The sequence below is a fragment of the Myroides sp. C1519 genome (genome assembly GCF_038039755.1).
Lineage (GTDB): Bacteria > Bacteroidota > Bacteroidia > Flavobacteriales > Flavobacteriaceae > Flavobacterium > Flavobacterium phaeum_A.
In genome coordinates this window covers 58181-73111 of sequence record NZ_JBBPHM010000018.1, presented here as the reverse complement: position 1 = coordinate 73111, position 14931 = coordinate 58181, and the positions used below count along the sequence as shown (strand labels likewise).

At 32.3% G+C, this 14931-nt stretch carries 14 protein-coding genes; 11 read left to right on the top strand and 3 right to left on the bottom strand.

What is annotated here, in order from left to right:
- Positions 1 to 319 precede the first annotated feature (319 nt).
- Positions 320 to 3133 carry a leucine--tRNA ligase gene (gene leuS / locus AABL81_RS10745; protein ID WP_341341020.1) on the bottom strand — a complete coding sequence of 938 codons (2814 nt, stop codon included), beginning with the start codon at positions 3131 to 3133 and terminating at the stop codon, positions 320 to 322.
- A 174-nt stretch (positions 3134 to 3307) separates the two neighbouring features.
- Here leuS and AABL81_RS10740 point away from each other — a divergent pair, with 174 nt between their 5' ends.
- The 4 genes from AABL81_RS10740 to truB are packed head-to-tail and all read left to right on the top strand — an operon-like array spanning position 3308 to position 5972.
- A complete protein-coding gene (locus AABL81_RS10740) occupies positions 3308 to 4189 on the top strand; it encodes a cell division protein FtsX (RefSeq protein WP_158210102.1) in 882 nt (293 codons plus the stop codon).
- Positions 4190 to 4191: 2 nt separating this feature from the next.
- On the top strand, positions 4192 to 4428 hold the full coding sequence (locus tag AABL81_RS10735; protein ID WP_158210101.1) for a DUF3098 domain-containing protein: 237 nt from the start codon (positions 4192 to 4194) through the stop codon (positions 4426 to 4428).
- A gap of 15 nt (positions 4429 to 4443) precedes the next feature.
- On the top strand, positions 4444 to 5253 hold the full coding sequence (locus AABL81_RS10730) for an undecaprenyl-diphosphate phosphatase (RefSeq protein WP_158210100.1): 810 nt from the start codon (positions 4444 to 4446) through the stop codon (positions 5251 to 5253).
- A complete protein-coding gene (gene truB / locus AABL81_RS10725; RefSeq protein WP_158210099.1) occupies positions 5253 to 5972 on the top strand; it encodes a tRNA pseudouridine(55) synthase TruB in 720 nt (239 codons plus the stop codon). Before AABL81_RS10730 ends, truB begins: the two co-directional genes overlap by 1 nt.
- 50 nt (positions 5973 to 6022) lie before the next feature.
- Here truB and AABL81_RS10720 read toward each other — a convergent pair whose 3' ends face one another.
- Positions 6023 to 6394, bottom strand: coding sequence for a hypothetical protein (locus AABL81_RS10720; RefSeq protein ID WP_341341019.1), 372 nt, complete (start codon positions 6392 to 6394; stop codon positions 6023 to 6025).
- A gap of 176 nt (positions 6395 to 6570) precedes the next feature.
- On the opposite strand from AABL81_RS10720, the gene AABL81_RS10715 reads away from it, so the two are divergent.
- Positions 6571 to 7194: a YiiX/YebB-like N1pC/P60 family cysteine hydrolase gene (locus AABL81_RS10715; protein WP_158210097.1), complete on the top strand. Its 624-nt coding sequence runs from the start codon at positions 6571 to 6573 to the stop codon at positions 7192 to 7194.
- Positions 7195 to 7209: 15 nt separating this feature from the next.
- Here AABL81_RS10715 and AABL81_RS10710 read toward each other — a convergent pair whose 3' ends face one another.
- Positions 7210 to 7812, bottom strand: coding sequence for a thioredoxin family protein (locus tag AABL81_RS10710; protein ID WP_158210096.1), 603 nt, complete (start codon positions 7810 to 7812; stop codon positions 7210 to 7212).
- A 66-nt stretch (positions 7813 to 7878) separates the two neighbouring features.
- Here AABL81_RS10710 and AABL81_RS10705 point away from each other — a divergent pair, with 66 nt between their 5' ends.
- From AABL81_RS10705 to rpoN, 6 genes are all read left to right on the top strand, one after another.
- The gene (locus AABL81_RS10705; protein ID WP_158210095.1) at positions 7879 to 8673 is read left to right on the top strand and encodes a patatin-like phospholipase family protein; all 795 of its coding nucleotides are present in this window, start codon (positions 7879 to 7881) and stop codon (positions 8671 to 8673) included.
- Positions 8674 to 8720: 47 nt separating this feature from the next.
- Positions 8721 to 9440: a UMP kinase gene (pyrH, locus tag AABL81_RS10700; protein ID WP_090405574.1), complete on the top strand. Its 720-nt coding sequence runs from the start codon at positions 8721 to 8723 to the stop codon at positions 9438 to 9440.
- Between the two features lie 9 nt (positions 9441 to 9449).
- Complete coding sequence (gene frr / locus AABL81_RS10695) at positions 9450 to 10013, top strand: ribosome recycling factor (RefSeq protein WP_158210094.1); 564 nt, start codon at positions 9450 to 9452, stop codon at positions 10011 to 10013.
- A gap of 183 nt (positions 10014 to 10196) precedes the next feature.
- Positions 10197 to 11285 carry a Glu/Leu/Phe/Val dehydrogenase dimerization domain-containing protein gene (locus tag AABL81_RS10690; protein WP_158210093.1) on the top strand — a complete coding sequence of 363 codons (1089 nt, stop codon included), beginning with the start codon at positions 10197 to 10199 and terminating at the stop codon, positions 11283 to 11285.
- Positions 11286 to 11598: 313 nt separating this feature from the next.
- Complete coding sequence (gene asnS / locus AABL81_RS10685; protein ID WP_158210092.1) at positions 11599 to 13032, top strand: asparagine--tRNA ligase; 1434 nt, start codon at positions 11599 to 11601, stop codon at positions 13030 to 13032.
- 108 nt (positions 13033 to 13140) lie between these two features.
- The gene (rpoN, locus tag AABL81_RS10680; RefSeq protein WP_158210091.1) at positions 13141 to 14595 is read left to right on the top strand and encodes an RNA polymerase factor sigma-54; all 1455 of its coding nucleotides are present in this window, start codon (positions 13141 to 13143) and stop codon (positions 14593 to 14595) included.
- The last annotated feature ends 336 nt before the right edge of the window (positions 14596 to 14931 follow it).

Here is a 14931-nt window from a genome sequence, read left to right as displayed (position 1 = left end):
CAGTACAAAACAGGATTATCAACTATAGCTGTACAGCTATAGTAGGACGAGACAAATTTTTTACATATCATTTAAATAGTATTTGTATAGTGTATGTATACTCTATGTATAGTGCTTGTATACTTTCTATGTAAAAATATACAAGCAGTGTAGAAGCACTACACATAAAATATACAAACACCAAAAATAACATTAACAAAAAATAGTTAATCGATCAAGATAACTCCACCTATACGATCAAAGAGTATAAAATAAAAAGGCAAAAAAAGAGCCCTTGGTGTTTTACCAAGGGCTCTTCTGATATAATAGTTGACTGATACTATCCTACTAAATTGATAATCTTACCAGGAACAATAATAATCTTTTTAGGTTCTCTTCCTCCTAATTGCGCAATAGTTCTTTCGTCTGCTAATACAGCTTCTTGAATTTGCTCTTGTGTTAAGTCTAAAGGCAATTCAATTTTGAAACGCATTTTTCCGTTAAATGAAACTGGATACTCTTTAGAACTCTCAACTAAAAATTCTGGTTTAAATATTGGAAACTCCGCTTCTGAAACAGAAGTTGTATTTCCTAACATTGACCATAACTCTTCTGCAATATGAGGTGCATAAGGAGCTACTAAAACAGCTAATGGCTCAAGAATAGCTTTGTGGTGACATTTTTGTTGAGACAATTCGTTCACACAAATCATAAACTGAGAAACAGATGTATTAAATGAGAAGTTCTCAATATCTTCTGTTACCTTTTTAATTGTTTTGTGTAATGATTTAAGCATATCTGCACTTGGTGCTTCATCTACTATCACTACTCCATTGTCATCTGCATATAATCTCCATAATTTTTTCAAGAATCCTGCAACTCCAGAAATACCAGCAGTATTCCAAGGTTTAGCTTGCTCTAATGGTCCTAAGAACATTTCATACAAACGCAATGTATCTGCTCCATATTCGTTACAAATATCATCTGGATTTACAACATTATAGTACGACTTAGACATCTTTTCTACCTCATGCCCAACGATATATTTACCGTTTTCATTTAAAATAAACTCAGCATTTGCATAGTCTGGACGCCATTGTTTAAATCCTTCTGTATCTAATTCAGATGAAGAGTTAACTAATCCTACGTAAGCGTATAATTGTTGAACTTTCTCATCTTTAATCATATCCTTAGAGATAAAAGTATTTGTTCCATCAATGCGGTAAACAAAAGCAGAAGTACCTAAAATCATCCCTTGGTTAATCATTTTCTTAAATGGTTCTTCAGTTGGTGCAACACCAATATCTTTTAAGAACTTATTCCAGAAACGGCTATACAACAAGTGTCCTGTTGCGTGTTCGCTACCACCAATATATAAGTCAACATTTTGCCAGTATTTCAATGCTTCTGCTGATGCAATATCTTCTGTATTTGAAGGATCCATATAACGCATCCAATACCACGAAGAACCAGCCCAACCTGGCATTGTATTTAATTCTAATGGGAAAATTGTTTTCTCATCAATTAAAGAGTTGTCTACTACTTTATTATTTACAGTATCCCAAGCCCAAACATTTGCATTTCCTAATGGTGGTTGACCATCTTCTGTTGGCAAATACTTTTCAACCTCAGGTAAAACGATTGGCAAATGTTTATTGTCAATCATCTTAGGCAATCCATTTACATAGTAAACAGGGAATGGCTCTCCCCAATAACGTTGACGAGAGAAAACAGCATCGCGTAAACGGTAATTCGTTTTCCCAGCTCCTTTTCCTAATTCTTCTAAAGCAGCAATCGCTTTTGCAGTTGCTTCTTTATACCCTAATCCATTTAAGAAATCAGAGTTTTCAAGTACAAATCCTTCTTTTTCAGCAAATGCTTCTTCAGAAATGTCTTGATTAAATATATTTTTAATTGGAATATTGAAGTGTTTTGCAAAAGCATAATCACGACTATCTCCAGCAGGAACAGCCATAACAGCACCTGTACCATAACCAGCTAATACGTAATCACCAATCCAAATTTCAATTGGTTCTTTTGTAAAAGGATGTTCTGCATACGCCCCTGTAAACACACCAGAAATTGTCTTAACATCAGCCATACGATCGCGCTCACTTCGTTTTGAAGTTGCTTCAACATATGCCTCAACTTGTGCTTTTTGCTCTGCTGTAGTAATTTTCATCACTAAATCGTGCTCTGGCGCTAAAGTCATAAAACTTACACCAAATACAGTGTCAGGACGAGTTGTAAACACCTCTATTGTATCTTCTCCTTCCTTTAAGTTAAAAGTAATTGAAGCTCCAACAGATTTACCAATCCAATTACGTTGACTTTCTTTAATACTCTCAGTCCAATCCAACGTGTCTAATCCTTGCAATAAACGTTCAGCATAAGCAGAAATACGCATACTCCACTGCTTCATTTTCTTACGTACTACAGGATGTCCACCACGTTCAGATAAACCATCTTTTATTTCGTCATTAGCTAAAACAGTACCTAAAGCTGGACACCAGTTTACTTCTGTTTCTGCTAAATACGTTAATCTATATTGTAAAAGCACAGTTTCTTTTTCATCTGCAGAAAATGCGTTCCACTCTTCAGCTGAAAACGCAGTAATATTATCTGCACATACTGCCTCTACATTTGCATTACCTTCTTTCTCAAAAATAGCAACCAAAGACGCAATAGCCTCAGCTTTATCTGTAGCTTTATTGTACCAAGAGTTAAACAATTGGATAAAAATCCATTGTGTATGCTTGTAATAATCAGCATTTGATGTACGTACTTCACGACTCCAATCAAAAGAAAAACCAATTTTATCAAGCTGTTCTCTATAACGAGCAATGTTAACTTCTGTTGTCACTGCAGGATGTTGTCCAGTTTGAATAGCATATTGCTCTGCAGGTAAACCAAAACTATCATAACCTTGTGGGTGTAATACATTAAACCCTTTATGACGTTTGTAACGAGCAAAAATATCCGATGCTATATACCCAAGAGGGTGTCCTACGTGTAGTCCTGCTCCAGATGGATAAGGAAACATATCTAACACATAATACTTCGGCTTGTCTGATTCATTTTCAGTTTTGAAAGTTTGATTTTCTCTCCAAATTTTTTGCCACTTAGCTTCAATTTCGTTTGGATTATATTTCATACTATTTAAATATATATTCTATTCAACAATCTCATTTAGTGCTCCGATTATACGAAAAACCACGTCAATTCACGCAAAAATAAACTATATTTATAACAATTAGAAAACTTTAATCGTTATTGTCTTAATAAAAACATTTTTGTTTGCTATTTTTACGCACTTAAATTCTAATCTATGGCTAGTTCGTACGAAAAATACCAAAAACGAAAATTACTTTCGTCTTATTTTTCAGTCATTCTCAGTATTTTCTTGGTTCTCTTTTTATTAGGGAGCCTAAGTTTATTCGTAATTAACTCTAAAAAAATCTCCGATAATTTTAGAGAAAACATTCCTATGACAATATTTTTTGAGTCAAATACAGCTAAAGCTGACTTAGATAAGTTTGACAACAAACTTTCTACAGTGGAATATGTAAAAGATTACACCTTTGTTTCTAAAGAAGAAGCAGCTATTAGTCACAAAGAAACTCTTGGTGAAGACTTTGTTGAATTCTTAGGATTCAACCCTTTACAAGATTCTTTCGACTTACACCTAAAAGGTGATTACGTTGTAAAAGACAGTATAGAAAACATAATCAAAGAATTACAGACTACTAAATCTGTAAGTGATATTACTTATGACAAACAATTGGTCGATCTTGTAAATGACAATATCAAAAAAATCACTAATTGGGTTTTAATTGCTGCTGGAATATTAACTATTATCTCAATGTTATTAATAAACAGCTCGCTGAGATTATTAATTTTTTCAAGTAGATTTACTATCAAAACTATGCAAATGGTTGGAGCAACAAAACGCTTCATCAGAAGACCTTTTATTTGGCATAGTATGAAACTTGGTTTCATAGGTTCTATATTAGCTATTGGAGCTATTGTAGGACTAACATTTTATGTTGACAATAAATTCCCGGATTTAAATATTAACCCTACTGAAGATTATATTCCTCTTGTAGTTGTAGGACTTGGTATTCTTATTTTAGGTACTATTATCACAAGTATTAGTACATTTTTTGCAACACAAAGATTCTTGAATCTTAAATCAGATGAACTTTATTAATTATGAAAGATCAAAATAATAACATTGCCCTTTTTTCTAAAAAGAACTATACTATGCTAATTATTAGCTTAATAGTAATTGCTTTGAGTTTTGTATTGATGGCAGGTGCAGCAAATGATGACCCTACTCAATTTAATGAAGACATCTACAGCTTTAGACGTATTCACCTTGCTCCAACCGTTTTTTTCATAGGAATTGGACTTGCTGTTTACTCAATTTTCAAAAAAGAAAACAAATAATTATAATAACTTTAAATGGATTTATTACAAGCCATTCTCCTTGCAATTGTAGAGGGGTTAACAGAATACTTACCAGTTTCTTCAACAGCTCATATGATTTTCGTAAGTTCTTATTACGAAATACAAAATGACGATTTCGTTAAACTATTTCAAACAGCTATCCAATTCGGAGCAATTCTTGCCGTAGTCGCATTGTACTGGAAGAAGTTTTTTGATTTCACTAAACTTAATTTCTATGTAAAATTAGTGTGTGCTGTAATTCCTGCACTTGTTTTAGGAAAGCTATTAGATGAAAAAATTGACGCAGTTTTAGGGGAGACTATTTACATTGCATATATGCTAATCTTTGGAGGATTTGTCTTGTTATTTATTGACAAATATTTCAAAAACCCTAAAACAGTTAAAGAAGAGGATATTACTATAAAACAAGCTATTGCGATTGGTTTTTGGCAATGTTTAGCGATGATGCCAGGAACAAGTAGATCGGCTGCTTCTATCATTGGAGGAATGCAACAAGGACTTTCTCGTCAAGTTGCCGCAGAGTTTTCTTTCTTTTTAGCAGTACCAACAATGCTTGCTGTTACAGTTTATTCAATTGCTCTAAAAAAATACGAATCTGGTAAAATCGGATATGAGTTATTATTAGAACATCCAGACAATATGAAATTGTTTTTACTTGGAAATGTAATCGCTTTTGTTGTTTCTATATTTGCTATTAAATTCTTCATTGGAATTATTAAAAAATATGGTTTTAAACCTTGGGGATACTACCGTATTGTAGCAGGAGTTATTTTATTAATCTATTTTGGTTATTTAAAACAATAATGATAAACTATACCGCAGAAGCATTTCAAAACGGACAAATTTTATTGGTAGACAAACCATTAAATTGGTCTTCTTTTCAAGCAGTTAACAAAATAAAATGGTTGCTTAAAAAGAACTATGGATTAAAAAAGATAAAAGTAGGTCACGCTGGTACGTTAGATCCTTTAGCAACAGGCTTATTGATTGTTTGTACAGGAAAAGCTACTAAGCAAATATCTGAATTACAAGGACAGATTAAAGAATATACAGGTACAATTACTCTTGGAGGAACAACACCTTCTTATGACCTTGAAACAGAAATAGACAAACACTATCCAACGGAGCATATTACGCCCGAACTTTTAGAAGAAGCAAGGGTATCTTTTTTAGGTGAAATACAGCAAAGACCTCCTATTTTTTCTGCTTTGAAAAAAGATGGTAAAAGGCTTTATGAACACGCAAGAAAAGGGGAAGAAGTAGAGATTCCAACAAGACCAATCACTATTGAAGACTTTGAACTTACTGGTCAAACACTACCTAATATTGATTTTAGAGTAGTTTGTTCTAAAGGAACATATATTCGTTCCCTTGCTTATGATTTTGGTTTAAAACTAAATTCAGGAGCACACTTAACTGCGTTAAGAAGAACAAAAATTGGAGATTACGACATCGTTAATTCTGTTAGTTTAGAAGAATTTGAAGCAGAAGCTGAAAAGAATTCTATCGAACAAAACCAATAATAAAAAAGGCTATTTCTCAATGAGAAATAGCCTTTTTAGCTTTCTATTACCTACTCTTCTTTACTCATAAATAATAATTGATAAACATTTCCATTATTATCTACTCCTTCAACTCCACCTTCTAAAGAGCGTTTTACATCTATATAAATTTCTTTTGTATTATCGCTACATATTCTACCTGCTCCAACATCTCCTTTTAATGCTATTTTACCTCTATAGGTATTCCCTTCGTTATCTACACCTTCTACCGTATAAATTTTTCTTTCTTTAACTATATCTTTATCAACACCATTAGGTGTCTGCCCTTGTTCCGTCAAAGAAACCTCTCCCTTCTCTGTATCAGAATGTTCTTTACAACTCACTAAAAAAACCATACAGATACACAAAAAACATCTAAATAGCTGAAATACTTTGTTTTCCATATCAAGTTTTTCCTTGTTTTTATTTTATTTGACTAAACTAAGTATAATAAATAGGAAAAAAACAAAATAAAAAGCGAACTCCCATATATTTTGAGTAAACTCTTCATTATTCCATTAGAAATTACTTGACTATAAATACTGTTACCCCTATCTTCGTCAACAACAAAATATTTATTATGAAAAAAATAATAGTATTAATCCTACTAATTTCTAATTGTGTTTGGGCACAGAAAACTACTTTTAAAGAAGGTGATTTTATTTTTCAAAATATAAATTGCGGACCTCTATGTGAAGCCATTAATGAAGTTACTTTTGGTTATAATGACATTAACTTTAATCACATAGGTATGGTTATTAATTACGATAATAAATTACAGGTCATAGAGGCAACTTGGCCTAAAGTAGCCATCACACCTTTGGAAGACTTCTTATCAAAAACACCTAACACAATGTATTTAGGAAGACTATTACCAGAATACACAGACCTTATAACAGAAGCTAAAAATTTTGCAATCAAACAGGTAGGTATTCCTTATGACGTTAATTATTTAATGGATAATGAGAAATATTATTGTTCTGAATTAATCTATGACGCATTTAAATATGCTAATGAAGATAAAGAGTTTTTTAAACTTTATCCGATGACTTATAAATCAAAAACAACAGGAGAGTTTTTCCCAGAATGGTTAAGTTATTTTGAAAAACTTGGACAAGAAGTCCCAGAAAACTTATTAGGCTGTAACCCAGCAGGATTATCTTTATCAAAAAAAATCACTATTGTAGGAGCAATCGTACAATAGTGATTTTTTAAAATATTATTTATCAAGAGACAACATTAATTCAACTACTTCGTTTTGAACCTCTTGTCCTTTGTTCTTTGTGTACCATTTTTGAAGCTCTACAGCCCCTGTTTGATCAAAGCTACCGTGCTCTGCTTTGTAATCAGCAACCAATTTTGTAGCACCTGCTGGACGTGGTCCCCAATCACCTAAAACTTTTAATGTATCAGCTTCAACGATAACTAATTTAGGAATTGATCTTCCTCCATTGGTTAAAAACTGATCCATTAATTCTAAGTTCTGATCTCGGAAAACAATCTTCATTTCTACTTTATCTGTTACTTCCGCCATTTTATTTAACATTGGTACAGACTGAGCAGCATCACCACACCAGCTTTCAGAAATTACAATCCAAATATACTTTTTAGTTAAATTTTTCAGACTCGTTGTCGCTTCCTCTGAAACCTTTAATGTTTTATCTAATCGATGTAACCTTGCCTCATTCAACTCAGCGTAAGCCATATAATCATCTTTTATATTTAACGCAGCCTTATCATTTTGTAATGCATTAGTTACAAACTCACGAAAAGCAGAATAAGTTAAACTATTATCTAACGTTTTTTGTTCGATATGTCCCATTTTATGTAAATTTATTGTTCGTTTCTATCAAAGATACTATTTTAAAACCAAAATACCATTTACACGATGAATACAAAATCTATAGGCTTATCTTTATCAGGAGGAGGATTTAAAGGAATTGCTCATGCAGGGGTATTACAGTATTTAAAAGAAAAAAACATTACACCAACTGCAATCTCTGGAACGAGTGCTGGATCAATTGTAGCAACCCTATACGCCTCTGGTATTAATCCAGAAGAAATATTACATTTATTCAAGTCTGTCAACATTTTTAACTGGCAACATTTTACCTTAAAAAAAGCTGGTATAATGGATGTGAATACTTTTGACAAATACATCAAAAAGGCTTTTGAAGACAAAACATTACAAGATTTAAATATTCCAGTTTATATTAATGCTACCAATATAGCTACTGGGAAAATCCATTTCTTTGAACCCAATACAAGAATTGTAGATGCTGTATTAGCTTCAAGTGCATTTCCTGGAGTATTTTCACCTTACTTAATTGGCGATAATTTATATAGTGATGGCGGTATTTTAAACAACTTTCCAACTAAAGTTTTAAAAGACCAATGTGATTTTGTGATAGGCAGCAACGTATGTCCTATACAAACCGTTCCTCAATCTGACTTAACTACCATCCGTTCAATAACCTTCAGGGCTTACGATTTAATGACAGCAATGAGCAATATTGTACACGGGCGTATTTGTGATGTCTTAATAGAACCCGAAGAGTTAACATTATATTCCACATTTGAAAGAAATAAGAAGAAAATGGATGAGATGTTTGCTATTGGTTATCAAGAAGCTAAAAAATCATTTGAGAAGAATTCAGATATTTTCAAAAAAGCTATTTTATAGAAGTATATAATCTTTATATTTGCAAAACTTTAAAAAATTATCTTTCAATGAAGTACAAAAGAATTCTACTAAAATTAAGTGGAGAAGCATTAATGGGAGATCAACAGTATGGTATTGATCCTAAAAAATTAGCAGAATATGCTGCTGAAGTAAAAAAAGTTCACGATTTAGGTGTTGAAATTGCAATTGTAATTGGTGGAGGGAATATTTTTAGAGGTGTTGCTGGAGCAAATGTCGGAATGGACAGAGTGCAAGGTGATTACATGGGAATGCTTGCTACAATTATCAATGGTATGGCATTACAAGGTGCTTTAGAAGCAGCAGGAATGTTAACAAGACTGCAAACAGCTTTAAAAATTGAAGCAGTAGCAGAACCTTATATCAAAAGAAGAGCAGTTCGTCACTTAGAAAAAGGTAGAATTGTTATTTTTGGAGCTGGAACAGGAAATCCTTATTTTACTACTGATACAGCTGCAGTTTTAAGAGGTGTAGAAATCAATGCCGATGTTATTTTAAAAGGAACACGAGTTGATGGAGTTTATACTGCAGACCCAGAAAAAGATCCTACAGCAATTAAATTTGAAGAAATTACTTTCTCAGATGTATTAACAAAAGGATTAAACGTTATGGATACAACAGCATTTACATTGAGTAGAGAAAATGAACTACCAATTGTTGTATTTGATATGAACAAACAAGATAATTTATTAAAAGTTTGCAAAGGAGATGATTCAGTAGGAACTACTGTATCTGTAAACATTAAGTAATTTTATATTATGACTGAAGAATTAGAACTAATTATTGCGTCTGCAAAAGAGTCAATGGATAATACTGTTGCTCACTTAGAAAAATCTCTTTTAAACATTCGTGCTGGAAAAGCTTCACCACAAATGTTGGGATCTGTTTTTGTTGATTACTATGGATCACAAACTCCTCTTTCTCAAGTAGCAAATGTTAGTACTCCTGATGCCAGAACACTTTCAATTACTCCTTGGGAAAAAAATATGTTACAACCTATTGAAAAAGCAATTATGATTGCTAATTTAGGATTGAACCCAATGAATAATGGTGATAATATTATCATTAACGTTCCTGCATTAACGGAAGAAAGACGTAAAGATTTGGCTAAACAAGCAAAATCTGAATGTGAAGATGCAAAAATCGGTATTAGAAATGCTCGTAAAGACGCTAATAACGACATCAAAAAAGAAGAAAAAAATGGAACTTCTGAAGACATCTGTAAAGGTGCTGAAGAAAGAATTCAAAAATTAACTGATAACTTCGTTAAGAAGATAGAAGATATTCTATCTGCTAAAGAAGTAGAAATCATGACAGTTTAAAAAAAATCCGCAAGTATGCGGATTTTTTTTTATAATATATTCAATATCATCTTATCTGCTTTCTTTACGCTTTAACATTCTTACAACAAACTTATCACACTCATAATCAATAGTTTTTCATTATCTTTATAATCATACCGTTAAATTAAATACGGTTATTTAGTAACAAAAAAAGCTATAATTATGACGACAAAAATTTACTCCCCTGAAGAACTTCAAAAAATAGCCCCCGTTTTTGGACAACTTTCATTTGACAATCACGAACAAATTGTTTTTTGTCACGACAAAGATTCAGGATTAAAAGCAATTATTGGAATTCACAATACAACCCTTGGACCAGCACTTGGAGGAACCAGAATGTGGAATTATACTTCTGAATGGGAAGCTTTAAATGATGTTTTAAGGCTCTCAAGAGGAATGACTTATAAGTCTGCTATTTCAGGGCTTGATTTAGGTGGAGGAAAAGCTGTTATAATTGGAGATTCTAAAAAAGATAAAAGTCCAGAATTAATTAAAGCATTTGCTAATTATGTAAACTCCTTAGGTGGAAGATACATTACAGCAGAAGATGTAGGTACTACTACAGACGATATGGATTTAATTCACAGTATTACCCCACACGTGACTGGTATTTCACAAAGCCTTGGAGGATCAGGTAACCCTTCTCCTGTGACAGCTTATGGTGTTTTTATGGGATTAAAAGCTGCAGCACAATTTCAATTTGGTACAGATAATTTAAACGGTAAAAAAGTACTTGTTCAAGGTATAGGAAATGTAGGAGAAACTTTAGTAAAACATCTTGTTGAACACGGAGCATTAGTACAAATTACAGATATCAATCAAGAACGCGTAACTCAGATAGCAGAAAAATATAATGTACAACAATTCACTGGTGACGATATCTACAGTGCAGACGTAGACATTTATTCACCTTGTGCACTTGGTGCAACCATCAATGACGATACTATAGAAAAAATAAAAGCCAAAGTAATTGCTGGTGCTGCTAACAATCAATTAGCCGTAGAAGCAATACACGGAAAAAGGTTACAAGAAAGAGGTATTGTTTACGCTCCAGACTTTTTAATTAACGCAGGAGGAATTATAAATGTATTTGGTGAGATAGTTAAATACGATTTAAATGAAGCTCTAAGAAGAACCGAAAACATTTACAATACAACATTAGAAGTATTAAACTATGCAAAACAGCACGGATTAACTTCCCAACAAGCAGCTATGAAAAAGGCAGAGGAAAGATTAAACGCAAAAAAATAATAAATCCAAAAAAGGCTAACATCTGAAAAATGTTAGCCTTTTATTTATATCCCTCGACTTACTTTGTTTAAATTTAAGGCCTACCATTTCTATATAAACAAAGGACAATAACAAAGCACTTTTTTAAATAAGTACAATATCTAAGTAACTTTTACTCAATTCTATTTAAATCTTTCGCTATTCCCTCTATTTTGACCCCAATATCGCCTGAATTACAAAATTCACTATTCCATAATAGACAATATTTTACTAAATTTGCAGGTATTTTATAATATCCAAATCAAGACACTGATTACTAAAAATATAAATCACGATGAAACATACGAAAATTATCGATCTTTTAGGTGGTAAAGGTCTTCTACACGAAGTAAAAGCAAAGGGATGGGTAAAAACGTTTAGAAACAGCCAGTTTATAGCGTTAAATGATGGATCCACTATTAACAATATTCAATGTGTTGTTGATTTAGATAAGTTTCCTGCAGAACAATTAAAAAGAATTCACACAGGAGCAGCAATCTCAGTTAGAGGTACACTTGTAGAAAGTAGAGGAGCAGGACAAAACGTAGAAATTCAAGTTGAAAAACTTAAAATCTACGGAGAGGCAAATCCTGAAGAATATCCAATTCAACCTAAAAAACACTCTTTAGAATTTTTACGTGAAAATGCTCACTTAAGAATTAGAACGAATATGTTTGGTGCTATTATGCGTGTACGTAGTACTATTGCATATGCTGTACATAAATACTTCCAAGAGAATGGTTTCTTCTATTTCAATGCACCTATTATCACAGGTTCTGATGCTGAAGGAGCAGGAGAAATGTTTCGCGTAACTTCATTAGATTTAAACAATCTTCCTCGTACAGAACAAGGAGAAGTTGACAGTAAAGAAGATTTCTTTGGAAAAACAACAAACCTAACAGTATCTGGACAATTAGAAGCTGAAACTTATGCAATGGCATTAGGTTCTGTATATACATTTGGACCAACTTTCCGTGCTGAAAATTCAAATACATCAAGACACCTTGCTGAATTTTGGATGATTGAGCCAGAAGTAGCCTTCAATACATTAGATGACAATATGGATCTTGCAGAAGACTTCATTAAAAATGTTATCAAGTACACTTTAGAAAAATGTGAAGACGACTTAAAATTCTTAGAAAAACGCTTATTAGAGGAAGAGAAATCTAAACCACAAGCTGAGCGTAGTGAAATGTCATTAATTGAAAAATTACGTTTTGTAGTTGAAAACAACTTCAAACGCGTTAGCTATACAGAAGCAATTGACATTTTAAGAAACTGTAAGCCGAATAAAAACAAAAAATTCAACTATATCATTAACGAATGGGGAGCTGACTTACAAAGTGAGCACGAACGTTACTTAGTTGAAAAACACTTCAAATGCCCAGTAATCTTATTTGATTATCCAGCAGATATCAAAGCATTCTATATGAGAATGAACGAAGATGGAAAAACTGTTCGTGCAATGGACATTCTTTTCCCTGGAATTGGAGAAATTGTAGGTGGTTCTGAAAGAGAAGAACGTTACGACGTATTAATGGACAAAATTGCCAAAATGGGAATTGATGCAAAAGAATTATGGTGGTACTTAGATACACGTAAATTTGGAACTGCACCTCACAGTGGTTTTGGTCTTGGATTCGAACGTTTAGTGTTATTTATGACAGGAATGACAAACATTAGAGATGTAATTCCTTTCCCAAGAACACCGCAAAACGCTGAGTTCTAATTTATTTAACAACATACAAAAATGTTTACTTTAATCGCATTTTTTTCTTAAATTTGGAAAAGAGGTGTTTAGAGTAAACATTTTTTATTTCTATTAAATTTCTTAAAAATGCTAAAACAAAGTTTACAACTTAAATTATCACAAAAATTATCTCCTCAACAAATTCAGTTGATGAAGTTAATTCAGTTACCTACGTTAGCATTCGAACAAAGACTTAAAGAAGAACTTATAGAAAATCCAGCACTTGAAGTAGGAAAAGAAAATGAATTAGCAGAAGTTGAAGATTATACAGAAGATTTTGAAGATTATGATAGTGAGCGCATTGAGGCCGAAGATATCAATATCGATGAATATTTAAGTAATGATGAAACTCCCGATTATAAACTTCAAGCAAATAACTACAGTAAAGACGATGAAGATTATGAAGCACCAATTATTGCTCACGAAAGTTTTCACCAAGACTTACTAAACCAATTAAACACTTTTATTCTTTCAGATTCAGATAGAGTAATCGCAGAATTCCTTGTAGGGAGTATTGACGATATGGGATATATCCGTCGTGAAACACAAGACATCGTTGATGACTTAGCCTTTACACAAGGTGTTTACACAGACGAAGAAACAGTGGAAAGAATATTACTATTAGTTCAAGAACTTGACCCAGCAGGAGTTGGTGCGCGTGATCTAAAAGAGTGTTTATTACTTCAATTAAAACACAAAACACCTACTGAATCTATCGATTTAGCAAAAGATATTATCGAAAATCAATTTGATGCTTTTACTAAAAAGCATTACGATAAACTATTGCAAAAATACAATGCTACAAAAGAGCAATTAAGAAATGCAATCGATGAAATTGAAAAATTAAATCCTAAGCCAGGAGGAGCGTATATAGGTAATGATCGAGCAGTCGAACATGTAGTGCCAGATTTCACAATTAAAATTAATGAAGGAGAGCTTGAATTACTTTTAAATGGAAGAAATGCACCCGAACTACACGTTTCTAAAGATTACCAAGAAATGTTACAATCGTATAAAGACTCAGCTAAAATTAGCAGTGCTCAAAAAGACGCAGTACAATTCATAAAACAAAAATTAGATGGTGCTAAATGGTTTATTGACGCTATTAAACAACGACAAGAGACTTTAATAGTTACTATGAGTGCCATTCTTGAATACCAAGAAGAATACTTTCTTACAGGAGATGAAACAAAACTAAAACCAATGATTTTAAAAGACATTGCAGATTTAGTTGGTTTAGATATTTCAACTGTTTCACGTGTTGCTAACAGTAAATATGTAGATACACCTTATGGTACAAAACTGATTAAAAACTTCTTTTCAGAAGCTATGATTAATGATCAAGGAGAAGAGGTATCTACTATTGAAATTAAAAAAATACTCCAAAATATCATTAAAGATGAGGATAAAAAGAAACCTTATCCAGATGATAAATTAGCAGAGTTATTAAAAGAGAAAGGATATCCAATTGCAAGAAGAACAGTTGCAAAATATAGAGAACAACTTGACATTCCTGTAGCAAGAATGCGCAAGCGTATTTAATTTTATACTATCGTCAAATGAAAAAATTATTATCTCTTTTTTCATATATATTTCATCCGATATTTGTTCCTTTTTATACGGTACTCTTATACTTTAGTATTACTTACTTCTATTTTTCAAAACTCGAGATTTCAATAATACTTGGACAAGTACTTATTTTAACTTGCTTAATTCCAATTAGCATTTACTTTTTACTAAAATCATTGGGAGTAATCAAATCTTCTGTAATGGTAAGTAAGCCAAGTGAAAGAATAATACCTTATGTTATAAATATTTTTCTACTTATAACCCTAAAGTATTATGTTCTTTACAACAATAGCGCTTATGCGATAAATT